This window comes from Flavonifractor plautii ATCC 29863, assembly GCF_000239295.1.
GTDB lineage: Bacteria > Bacillota > Clostridia > Oscillospirales > Oscillospiraceae > Flavonifractor > Flavonifractor plautii.
The window spans coordinates 20736-31212 of record NZ_JH417857.1 but is presented as its reverse complement, the minus strand read 5'-3'; the positions used below and the strand labels follow the sequence as shown (position 1 = coordinate 31212).

The following is a 10477-nucleotide window of genomic DNA, read 5'->3' as shown; positions in this document are numbered from 1 at the left end:
GGACAGGGTGAGCATCATGGACAGGGCCAGGCAGATGGTCAGGGTCAGGGAAAGAATGCGTTTCTTTGCGGTGTTCATGTTATAAGCTCCTCTCAGTTATTTGGTACGGATTTTATGGATATGTATGGTATACATAGATCCCGTCAGGGCGTGGGTGTGTGTGCTTCGTTATAGGCTTTGTTCTGCTGAATGCCCCCAACGATAAACAGAATGGGGGCTGCAACGCCGCAGACCAGGGAAGCAACACCGTTGGGGGTAACCACCCCGGTCAGCAGGGTGCCAATACCGCCGATGACCAGCAGTGGGATTCCCCAACCCAGGAAAAAGCGGTATTTTTCTGGCCGCCGGCTCCGGGAGAGCCCCAGAATACCAACCGTCAGATCAATGATCAGCATGATTACAGCAATCGCGCCCATTACAAAAACAAATCCGGAGAAAACAGCCATTATCTCGTCGCCGCCGATCAGGCCGTCGCTCTGTGCCCGGGCCATTTGATCAACATAGGGATACAGTTCGGAATCCATCATGCTCCCCACTGAGAGAAGGAGTCCGGCCAGCGTGACAAGGGCGGAGGCAAGGCCGCCCACAATAAACAGAAGGCAGCCTACTTTTAAAAGAGAATTAGGATGCTCGTGCATCAAAACAAACTCCTTTCTGTTTCTGCTTTGTATTAATTAATAGTAAATTGTTCCACTGCTCACCAGAAGAAAGGCAAGGGCAAAGACTGCGGCCCAGGAGACCACCAGATAGGCAATACTCAACAGGACCCGGAGCGCGGGGGCCAGATTCTCGGAGGTGGACAGCCGAAGGGTCAGGAAAATGCCGAGCACGGCCAGCACTCCGCCAACAGCGCCGTTCATAATCTGCGCCAGGTTAAGGGCAGACACCACATAAGCCCACACCGGGATTTTGCCGATGGGGGTGTAGGGCTTGCCGGTGCGCAGCATCACGCCGTCCACCACCAGCTCCATGGACCACAGGCCGGACACCAGCATCACATGGGCGCCGGAAATTGGGAGATCCACCTCCATGGTCAGAAACAGCAGCTTCCGCGCCGGAAGAGAGCGGATTTTGTAGCGCGTTCCGTTGATTTCCACGGAGTAGGATCGTAAACAGATGGTGTAGTCCTGGCCTTGTAAAGTGATATGGTAGGTTTTCATGGTAATAACACCTTTCTGCAAACAGTGGTGCTATTATAGCGTAGACATAGGGTACCGTCTACCCAGTTTGCCGATTCCGTCGTTTAAGAGGTAATATCCGTCGTTTGGGGGTGCTCGGGCAGATACCAGATGGCCTCGGCAATGAAGCGGCGGCCCTCAATCCGTACCTGTAAAAAGCCGTCCAGAGAGGACAGGGCCCGGCGTACACTGTCCAGCCCCATACCATGCAGGGAGGTTTCTGCCTTTCTCGTTTTAAAGTTGCCCTCGTGATCCTGCAAAAGCGTGCCGTCAAAGGTGTTCTCCACACGGAGGCGGCACAGGCCCCTGTCCGCCCACAGGGCGAGGGACAGCTCCTTTTGGGGGCAACGGGCCAGTCCCTCCACCGCGTTATCCAGGAGATTACCCAAGATAGTGTTGACGGTAAAGAGGGGAAGGGAAAGTCCTGCGGGGAGGCGGAGCTCTGCCCGCACCTGCGCCCCTGCCCGCCGGGCCTCGGCTAACTTGAAGTTAATCAGGCTGTCCAGTTCGGGATTGCCGCTGCTGGCCCAGAGGGCCGAGGGCTCTAAACATTTCGAAAACTGTTCCAGGTAACCCTGCAGTGCTCCGGTGTCCTGCTGGCCGGCCAACAGATGTAGGGCGGCCAAGTGGTTGCGCATATCGTGCCGCAGGGTGCGGAGCTCCCGTTCCCCGCATTGGTAAAGGGCTACCTCGTTGGCATAGGCCTGATTCTGCTGCTCCAGTATACGGGCGCGGTACTGCGCGTAATAGCTGCGTCCCACCTGCCGGTAGAGATGGAATACCAGGAGGTTGAGAAGAATGAGCATCCCATCCACAAACAGAGACAGCCAGGCAGGGCAGTGGGCAAAGTAAAACAAAAGTATGACTATGGCAATGGAGGTAGAGGGAATCAGAAGTACGGCGAACCAGTAGAAGGGGCCGTCCGGCTGAAGCTCTTTTTCGGAAGAGGGACAACGCTTTTCCAACACCAGGGCCATAATAAACAGGAGCAGGGCGGATACCAGGTTTCCGAGCGGGGAGGTATGGACAGGCATTAGCAGAAAGACCAATGTATCCAGCAGGAAGCTGGCGGCGTAGATGACCAGCGCAGACCACAGCCTTTGCCAATGCGGAGCACGGTAGAGCAGGGAGAGCAGCAGCAGGGGGAGCAGGGAGGAGGCCAGGTTCAACAGGGGGACGCCGAACAACAGAAAGCACAGGCTGTTGAGCACATAGGCACACAGGTAGCCTGCCGCCTCTGCCGGGCATCCCACCCTGCGCTGGCCCAGAAAGAGGGTCAGCAGGCGGCGGTAGAGGTACCAGTGAAACCCGTTAATGAGCAGGTAGGAGGCGGTTTGCAGGTCGGTCATAGCACCATCCCCCCGGGAGTCCATCTCAGCAGGCGTCCCCGCACCACCCGCCGGTAGGACTGGCTGATGGGCAGCTCTGTTCCGTCGTCCAGAGTGAGCCGATCATATTGGATGCGGCGGACATACAGGGTGTTGACCAGGAAGGACTGGTGAATACGCAGAAAAAACTGCTCCGGGAGCTGGCGGGCCACAGTGTCCAGCTTGTCACGGCACACCAGTTCATGCTGGACGGAATGAACGGTGATCCGCTTATGGTAACTTTCAATATAGCGTATGGCCTGGGTCGGCAGGGCGCGGGGCGTCCGCTCCACTAAAACGGTAAGCACGGCCTCTTCGGGACGGGACAGGCGGATGGCCTGAACCATACAATCCAGCAGCTTTGCCTCGTCTAGGGGCTTGAGCAAAAAATTGAGCGGCCGGGTATCAAACAGAGCCATAGCGTACTGCTGCTGGCCGGAGATATACAAAAGCTGTGTCACAGAATCCCGCAGCTCTTCCCGCAGCAGGCGCCCAATGGCAACGCCGTCCACGGTATCCAGTTCGATGTCCAGGATAAGCAGCGCAAACCGGGCTCCACTCCGCAGGGCGGCAGCCAGCGCCGCACCGGAATGGAAGGGGGTCAGCTCCAGTTCCTTTCCCAGGGGGGAACCGCTCAGCGTGGTACAGACCTGGGTAAGAATTTCCGGGTTGTCGTCACAAACTGCAATCCTATACAAGCCATATCACTCTTTTCCTTGTTGATCGGGGAAACGCCTTGGACTCCTGTGCCAGGCAGCAACACATAACTATTGAGAAACAGGAAAATAACCCTACTCTTAATTCGGCTGGGTGCCGCAAAAAATAAGGGTATGGGCCTGATTTAGCGGAATGCGGCGTGGGGAAAGATCGGGCTTTCCTTTTCCTGCCCGGTGCGGTATACTGGAGGCATAAACAGAAGGAGGTGCGTTTTATGGAAGTCGGGAGGAGCATCCCCCGCGTGGACGCCGCCGACAAGGTGACCGGCCGCGCCAAATACACCGACGATCTCTGCCCCCGTCCGGTGCTGGAGGCGAAGATTCTCCACAGCACCATTGCCAACGGCTGGGTCAAGTCCATGGATATCTCCGCCGCCCAGGCCCTGCCCGGGGTGGTGAAGGTGCTGACCTGCTTTGACGTGCCGGACATCCAGTACCCCACCCCCGGCCACCCCTGGAGCGTGGAGAAGGCCCATCAGGACGTGTCCGACCGCAAGCTGCTCAACCGCCGCGTGCGCATCTACGGCGACGACATTGCCGCCGTGGTGGCGGAGGACGAGATCACCGCCCGGCGGGCCCTGGAGCTCATCCGGGTGGAGTATGAGGAGTACCCCGTGGTGCTGGAGCCGGAGCAGGCCATGGCGGAGGGCGCGCCGGTGCTCCACGAGGAGCACCCGGACAACATCCTGGCCCGGATGGATCTCCGCACGCCCATGCCGGAGTCGGACTTCCACAGCGTGGAGGACGTGCTGGCCTGCCCCGCCTATTACCAGTTCCGGGGACACTACGACACCCAGCAGGTGCAGCACTGCCACATCGAGAACCCCATCTCCTACGCCTGGATGGAGGGGGGGCGCATCGTGGTGGTCACCTCTACCCAGATCCCCCATATCGTCCGCCGGGTGATCGGCCAGGCCATGGGCATCGGCTGGGGCTCCATCCGGGTGATCAAGCCCTACATCGGCGGCGGCTTCGGCAACAAGCAGGAGGTGCTCTACGAGCCCCTCAACGCCTGGCTCACCACCCAGGTGGGGGGCCGCTGTGTCCGGCTGGACGTCTCCCGGGAGGAGACCTTCCAGAACACCCGCTCCCGCCACCCCATCTCCTTTGACGTGGCGGCGGCGGTGGACGGCGACATGCGCCTGATGGCCCGCTCCTGCACCGCCGTCTCCAACCAGGGGGGCTACGCCTCCCACGGCCACTCCATCGTGGCCAATGCCGTCACGGGCTTCCGGCAGCTCTATCTGGACCGGATCGGCCACCACTCCACGGCCTACACCGTCTACACCAACCGGCCCGCCCCCGGCGCCATGCGGGGCTACGGCATTCCCCAGTGTAACTTCGCCGTAGAGTGCATGATGGACGACATTGCCCGGGAAAAGGGCTGGGATCCCAAGGCCTTCCGGCTGGCAAACCTCATGCCCCTGGGCTATGTAGACCCCTTCAACGGCATCACCTGCCACTCCACCGGCCTGGCCGAGTGCATCGAGAAGGGCGCGTACTTCATCGGCTGGGCGGAGCTGCGGGAGAAGTACCAGAATCAGAGCGGCCCGGTGCGCCGGGGCGTGGGCATGGCCTGCTTCTCCTACAAGACCGGCGTGTACCCCATCTCCCTGGAGACCGCCTCCGCCCGGCTGGTGCTCAACCAGGACGGCACGGTGCAGCTCCACCTGGGGGCCACCGAGATCGGCCAGGGGGGCGACACCGTGTTCTCCCAGATGGCCGCCCAGGCCATCGGCATTCCCACCGAGGACGTACATATTGTCTCCTTCCAGGACACCGACACAGCCCCCTTTGATACTGGGGCCTACGCCTCCCGGCAGACCTACGTCACCGGCAAGGCCATCAAAAAGGTGGGGGAGGAGTTCCGAGAAAAGCTCCTCGCCTACGCCGCCGAGCTATTTCCCGACGCATCGGGACTGGACATCCGGGAGCGGCAGGTTGTGGACGGGGCGGGGGAGGCCCTCATCTCCCTGGCCGACCTGGCCATGAACGCCTTCTACTCCCTGGAGCACAGCGTCCACATCACCGCCGAGGACACCAACCACTGCAAGGAGAACACCTTCGCCTTCGGCTGCTGCTTTGCCGAGGTGGAGGTGGACATACCCGTGGGCAAGGTGAGGGTGCTGCGCATCGTTAACGTCCACGACTCGGGGAAGCTCATCAACCCCGCCCTGGCGGAGGCCCAGGTCCACGGCGGCATGAGCATGGGCATCGGCTACGCTCTCACCGAGGAGATGAAGTTCGATCCCAAGACCGGCCGTCTGCTCAACGGCAACCTGCTGGACTACAAGATGCCCACGTCCATGGATCACCCCGACCTCACCGCCCTGTTCGTGGAGACCGACGACCCCTCCGGCCCCTTCGGCAACAAGGCTCTGGGCGAGCCGCCCACCATCCCCGTGGCCCCGGCCATCCGCAACGCGGTGCTCCAGGCCACCGGCGTGGCGGTGAACACCCTGCCCCTGTCGCCCCAGAAGCTGGTGGAGGAATTTACGAGAGGAGGGCTGATCTGACATGTATGACATTGCATCCATTTATTCGGCCAGGTCGGTGGACGACGCCATCCGCGCCCTCCAGGCCGATCCCGCCGCCGTGGTGATCGCCGGCGGCACCGACGTGCTCATCAAAATCCGGGAGGGGAAGCTGGCGGGCTGCTCCCTGGTGTCCATCCACGAGCTGGGGGAGGAGCTCTCCGGCGTGACGCTGGCTGACAACGGCGACGTGGAGATCGGCCCCCTGACCACCTTCCGCGGCGTCACCTTTTCCGACGTGATCCGCCGCACAATCCCCGTGCTGGGGGAGGCGGCCGACATGGCCGGCGGGCCCCAGCTCCGGGCCGCGGGCACCATCGGCGGCAACGTGTGCAACGGCATTACCTCCGCCGACACGGCCTCCACCCTGGTGGCCCTGGACGCGGTGCTGCGGGTGCGCGGCCCCAAGGGCGAGCGGGAGGTGCCCATCTCCCAGTGGTATCAGGGGGTGGGCAAGGTGGCCCTGGCCCCCTATGAACTGCTGGTGAAGATCGTGATCCCCTGCGACAACTATGTCGGCTATACCGGCCACTACATCAAATATGCCCAGCGCAACGCCATGGACATCGCCACCCTGGGGGTGAGCTGCCTGGTGAAGCTCACCAGCGACAAAAAAATGGTGGACGACGCGGCCCTGGCCTTTGGCGTGGCCGGGCCGGTGCCCATGCGCTCTCCGGCCGCCGAGGCGGCGGTGCGGGGCCTGCCCATCGGGGAGGCCGTCGCCGCCATCGGCGAGGCCGCCCTGGCCGACGTGAACCCCCGCACGAGCTGGCGGGCGTCCAAGGAGTTCCGCATCCAGCTGGTCAAGGAGCTGTCCGCCCGCTCCCTGCGGGAGGCGGCCCGGAAGGGAGGGGCCGACGTATGATCGAAGTGCTGCGCTGTACCGTGAACAACAAGCCCGTGGAGGTGGGTATCGACCCCCGGGAGTCCCTGGCCGACGTGCTGCGGGAGCGGCTGGGCCTCACCAGCGTGAAGAAGGGCTGTGAGGTGGGGGAGTGCGGGGCCTGCACCGTCCTGGTGGACGGCACGGCCATCGACTCCTGCATCTACCTGGGCGTGTGGGCCCAGGGTAAGAGCATCCTCACCGTGGAGGGCCTCCAGGACGCAGATGGGGGCCTGTCCCCCATCCAGCGGGCCTTTGTGGAGGAGGCCGCCGTCCAGTGCGGCTTCTGCACCCCCGGCATCATCATGTCCGCCGTGGAGATCGTGGGCTCCGGCAAGCAGTACACCCGGGAGGAGCTGCGCAAGCTCATCTCCGGCCACCTGTGCCGCTGCACCGGCTATCAAAACATTCTGAACGCCGTGGAGCGGGCGGTGGACGAGGCCCACAGGTTCGTGGGAAAAGGGGAATAAAGACAAACGGGAGACGCCTGTCGGGCGTCTCCCGTTTTGTGGGCCGATGAGGGCATCGGCCCCTACGGGCCGTGCGGAATTGGCTCCCAATACGTGCATACCTGGTCCGGGGTTCGGTTCTTGCGCCGTGGACAATGACAGTGCCCGTACCAAAGGGGGAAATAGCTGCCATCCCGGTAAATATAGTGCTGCCGGTAGTGGACGCAAGTCCCGCATACCTGTCCGTCTACAATTTCATATTTATACATCCTTATCACCTAAGACTATTTTATGCAAAAAGTGCATAAAATGCAATATGCAGTTTTTGCATGATATATGCTGATTACCGGTGATGCTTATGTACCCGCGATTGGCGGAACTGCGGGAGGATCATGATCTGTCCCAGGCGGAAATGGCAAAGATATTGAGGGTCAGTCAGGCCACCTATTCCCGGTATGAGACCGGGCGTTTGGATATTCCCAGCCAGACGCTGATTGCTCTGGCCCGGTATTATGGGGTAAGTGTGGATTATCTGCTGGGGCTGGATCACAGGCGGTAGGGGGGCGGTACCCGCATCGCCCCGCCCGGACGAAAAAAAGACCTGCGGCAAATGCCGCAGGTCTTTTTGACAATCAGCACATGGGCTTCAGGTCGGGGGAGACGATCAGGGTGGCCTCGGTGGCGGCCTGTACCTGTTCCACAGTGAACTCGGGGTTGATCTCCACCAGCTCCAGGCCCTTGTCGGTCACGTTGATGACGCACATCTCGGTGATGATCTTGGTGATGCAGTGGACGGCGGTGTAGGGCAGCCTGCACTTCTTCAGGATCTTGGGGTTGCCCTTGGCGGTGTGCTCCATGGCGACGATGACTTCCTTGGCGCCCACCAGCAGATCCATGGCGCCGCCCATACCGGGCATCTTCTTGCCGGGGATAATCCAGTTGGACAAGGAGCCCTCCTCGTCTACCTCCAGGCCGCCCAGAATGGTGGCGTTTACATGGCCGCCGCGGATAAAGCCGAAGGAGGTGGCGGAGTCGATGTAGCAGCCGAAGGGAGCGGCCTGGGCGGGCTGTCCGCCGGCGTCGGTCTTATAGCGGGGGTCGGCCTCCTCGGGCGTGGGCTTGGCTCCGGTGCCGATGATGCCGTTCTCAGACTGGAGAATCACATGCACCCCCTCAGGCAGGTAGGCGGGTACCAGGGTGGGCAGGCCGATGCCCAGGTTGACCACGTCGCCGTCCTTCAGCTCCTGGGCGACGCGCTTGGCAATAAAGCCCTTGATCTCAGACTTTTCCATTACGCATTCCCTCCATCCACGATGTAGTTGACAAAGGCGCCGGAGGTCACGACGTTCTCAGGCTGGATGTCGCCGATCTCCACCACATTGTCCGCCTCGGCGATCACCACGTCGGCGGCGGTGGCCATGACGATGTTGAAGTTGCGGGTCGTGCCCTTGTACCAGATGTTGCCGAACTTGTCCACAAGATAGCCGTTGATGAGGGCGAAATCGGCACGGATGGGCTTCATGAGCAGATAGTCTCTGCCGTCAATGGTCTGCTTGCCCAGGCAGAAGGGGGAATCCTCCACGATGGTGCCCACGCCGGTGGGGGTGAGCACGCCGCCCAGGCCGGCGCCGCCGGCGCGGATCATCTCCGCCAGAGTGCCCTGGGGAATCAGATCCACGGTCAGGGTCTTGTCCACCATGCCCTGAGTGCCCACGTCGGGGGTCATGCCCACGTGGGTGGCAATGACGTGCTTGACCTGATGGTTGTGCACCAGCTTGGCCACGCCGTAGAATTCCTCGCCGTTGGGGCCGGTGGCCATGCCGCAGTCGTTGCCGATGATGGTCAGGTCCTTGGTGCCCTTCTGAGCCAGAGCTTCGATGATGTGATGGGCGCTGCCGCAGCCCAGGAAGCCGCCGTACATGATGGTCGCCCCGTCGGGGATCATGTCCACAGCCTCCGCAACAGAAATAATCTTATTGCGCACAGTGTTACCCTCCTAGTTCAAATTAGAGTGGGGTGTTCGCGTTATAGTTGGGAGGAAGGACGGTCCGCCGCCCTTCCTCCCGCTTAGTTTAGCACTTTTCGAAGATGGTGGCAACACCCATGCCGCCGCCGATGCACAGGGTGGCCAGGCCCTTCTTGGCATCGGGCCGTTTGGCCATCTCATGGAGCAGGGTGACGATGATGCGGGCGCCGGAGCAGCCGACAGGGTGGCCGATGGCGATGGCGCCGCCGTTGACGTTGACCTTCTCCATGTCGAAGCCCAGCTCGCGGGCCACGGCGATGGACTGGGCGGCAAAGGCCTCGTTGGCCTCCACCAGATCGATGTCCTCGATCTTCAGGCCCGCCTTGCTCATGGCCTGACGGCTGGCGGGCACGGGGCCGACACCCATGATCTTGGGATCCACGCCGCCGTGGCCCCAGCTCACCAGCTTGGCCATGGGCTTGAGGCCGTACTTCTCCACGGCCTCCTTGGAGGCCAGAACAATGGCGGCCGCGCCGTCGTTGATGCCGCTGGCCTGGCCCGCAGTCACCCGCTGCACATGCTTATGGGCGTCATCCGCGTGAACCTGGGTGGGCTCAAAGGTGTGGACAATCTCGTCCTCCACGCCCTCCGGACCCACGGGGAAGGCGCCCTTCAGCTTGCCCAGGCTCTCCACAGTGGTGCCGGCGCGGGGGAACTCGTCCACCTTGAACTCCACCATTTCCTTCTTCTTCTTGACCATGACGGGCACGATCTCGTCGTCAAACCGTCCGGCCTTCTGGGCCGCCTCGGTCTTCTGCTGGGAGGCGGCGCCGAAGGCATCCAGCTCCTCGCGGGTGATGCCCCACACGTCGCAGATGTTCTCCGCAGTGGTGCCCATGTGGTAGTTGTTGTAGGCGTCCCACAGGCCGTCCTTGATCATGGTGTCCACGACCTTCTTGTCGCCCATGCGGGCGCCCCAGCGCTCGGCGGGGAGGGCGTAGGGGGCGGCGGACATGTTCTCGGTGCCGCCGGCCACGATGATGTCGGCGTCGCCGCACAGGATGGCGCGGGCGCCCTCGATGACGCTCTTCATGCCGGAGCCGCAAACCATGCCCACGGTGTAGGCGGGCACGGAGTAGGGCAGGCCCGCCTTCACGCCCACCTGGCGGGCGGGGTTCTGGCCCAGAGCGGCGGTGAGCACGCAGCCGAACATCAGCTCGTCCACCTGCTCCGGCTTCACTCCGGCGCGGTTCAGCGCCTCCTTCACCACCACGGCGCCCAGCTCCGTTGCGGGGGTGTCCTTCAGGCTGCCCCCGAAGGAGCCCACTGCCGTCCGGCAGCAGTTGACCACATACACTTCTTTCATTGCAGTAAACCTCCAGAT

The 10477-nt window shown here is 62.1% G+C and carries 11 protein-coding genes; 4 read left to right on the top strand and 7 right to left on the bottom strand.

Going from position 1 to position 10477, the window contains the following annotated elements:
* Positions 1–143: 143 nt before the first annotated feature.
* The 4 genes from HMPREF0372_RS18600 to HMPREF0372_RS18585 form a co-directional block, all read right to left on the bottom strand.
* The gene (locus HMPREF0372_RS18600; RefSeq protein WP_007495965.1) at positions 144–638 is read right to left on the bottom strand and encodes a G protein-coupled receptor family protein; all 495 of its coding nucleotides are present in this window, start codon (positions 636–638) and stop codon (positions 144–146) included.
* A gap of 36 nt (positions 639–674) precedes the next feature.
* On the bottom strand, positions 675–1160 hold the full coding sequence (locus HMPREF0372_RS18595) for a hypothetical protein (RefSeq protein ID WP_007495963.1): 486 nt from the start codon (positions 1158–1160) through the stop codon (positions 675–677).
* Positions 1161–1243: 83 nt separating this feature from the next.
* A complete protein-coding gene (locus HMPREF0372_RS18590) occupies positions 1244–2527 on the bottom strand; it encodes a sensor histidine kinase (protein WP_155117060.1) in 1284 nt (427 codons plus the stop codon).
* Positions 2524–3243 (bottom strand): LytR/AlgR family response regulator transcription factor, encoded by a 720-nt coding sequence (locus tag HMPREF0372_RS18585; protein WP_007495959.1) that lies wholly within the window; start codon positions 3241–3243, stop codon positions 2524–2526. Before HMPREF0372_RS18585 ends, HMPREF0372_RS18590 begins: the two co-directional genes overlap by 4 nt.
* Before the next feature lie 233 nt (positions 3244–3476).
* Here HMPREF0372_RS18585 and xdhA point away from each other — a divergent pair, with 233 nt between their 5' ends.
* From xdhA to HMPREF0372_RS18565, 4 genes are all read left to right on the top strand, one after another.
* A complete protein-coding gene (xdhA, locus tag HMPREF0372_RS18580) occupies positions 3477–5777 on the top strand; it encodes a xanthine dehydrogenase subunit XdhA (protein WP_039998078.1) in 2301 nt (766 codons plus the stop codon).
* 1 nt (position 5778) lies between these two features.
* Positions 5779–6660: a xanthine dehydrogenase subunit XdhB gene (gene xdhB, locus HMPREF0372_RS18575; RefSeq protein ID WP_007495955.1), complete on the top strand. Its 882-nt coding sequence runs from the start codon at positions 5779–5781 to the stop codon at positions 6658–6660.
* On the top strand, positions 6657–7148 hold the full coding sequence (gene xdhC, locus HMPREF0372_RS18570; RefSeq protein ID WP_007495953.1) for a xanthine dehydrogenase subunit XdhC: 492 nt from the start codon (positions 6657–6659) through the stop codon (positions 7146–7148). The genes xdhB and xdhC overlap by 4 nt, the downstream gene beginning before the upstream one ends.
* 331 nt (positions 7149–7479) lie before the next feature.
* Entirely contained in the window at positions 7480–7686 is a 207-nt protein-coding gene (locus tag HMPREF0372_RS18565; protein ID WP_007495950.1) for a helix-turn-helix domain-containing protein, read from the top strand.
* A 73-nt stretch (positions 7687–7759) separates the two neighbouring features.
* On the opposite strand, the gene HMPREF0372_RS18560 is transcribed toward HMPREF0372_RS18565, so the two are convergent.
* The 3 genes from HMPREF0372_RS18560 to HMPREF0372_RS18550 form a co-directional block, all read right to left on the bottom strand.
* Positions 7760–8419 carry a 3-oxoacid CoA-transferase subunit B gene (locus HMPREF0372_RS18560; RefSeq protein ID WP_007495949.1) on the bottom strand — a complete coding sequence of 220 codons (660 nt, stop codon included), beginning with the start codon at positions 8417–8419 and terminating at the stop codon, positions 7760–7762.
* Positions 8419–9111: a CoA transferase subunit A gene (locus tag HMPREF0372_RS18555; protein ID WP_007495948.1), complete on the bottom strand. Its 693-nt coding sequence runs from the start codon at positions 9109–9111 to the stop codon at positions 8419–8421. The genes HMPREF0372_RS18560 and HMPREF0372_RS18555 overlap by 1 nt, the downstream gene beginning before the upstream one ends.
* 88 nt (positions 9112–9199) lie before the next feature.
* Positions 9200–10459, bottom strand: a complete 1260-nt coding sequence (locus HMPREF0372_RS18550; RefSeq protein ID WP_007495947.1) for an acetyl-CoA C-acetyltransferase — start codon at positions 10457–10459, stop codon at positions 9200–9202.
* Between the last annotated feature and the right edge of the window lie 18 nt (positions 10460–10477).

What these genes read in the sequence shown, in the direction of transcription:
- HMPREF0372_RS18600 (WP_007495965.1), bottom strand. Translation starts at nt 638, where the DNA reads ATGCACGAGCATCCTAATTCTCTTTTAAAAGTAGGCTGCCTTCTGTTT.
- HMPREF0372_RS18595 (WP_007495963.1), bottom strand. Translation starts at nt 1,160, where the DNA reads ATGAAAACCTACCATATCACTTTACAAGGCCAGGACTACACCATCTGT.
- HMPREF0372_RS18590 (WP_155117060.1), bottom strand. Translation starts at nt 2,527, where the DNA reads ATGACCGACCTGCAAACCGCCTCCTACCTGCTCATTAACGGGTTTCAC.
- xdhA (WP_039998078.1), top strand. Translation starts at nt 3,477, where the DNA reads ATGGAAGTCGGGAGGAGCATCCCCCGCGTGGACGCCGCCGACAAGGTG.
- xdhB (WP_007495955.1), top strand. Translation starts at nt 5,779, where the DNA reads ATGTATGACATTGCATCCATTTATTCGGCCAGGTCGGTGGACGACGCC.
- xdhC (WP_007495953.1), top strand. Translation starts at nt 6,657, where the DNA reads ATGATCGAAGTGCTGCGCTGTACCGTGAACAACAAGCCCGTGGAGGTG.
- HMPREF0372_RS18565 (WP_007495950.1), top strand. Translation starts at nt 7,480, where the DNA reads ATGCTTATGTACCCGCGATTGGCGGAACTGCGGGAGGATCATGATCTG.
- HMPREF0372_RS18560 (WP_007495949.1), bottom strand. Translation starts at nt 8,419, where the DNA reads ATGGAAAAGTCTGAGATCAAGGGCTTTATTGCCAAGCGCGTCGCCCAG.
- HMPREF0372_RS18550 (WP_007495947.1), bottom strand. Translation starts at nt 10,459, where the DNA reads ATGAAAGAAGTGTATGTGGTCAACTGCTGCCGGACGGCAGTGGGCTCC.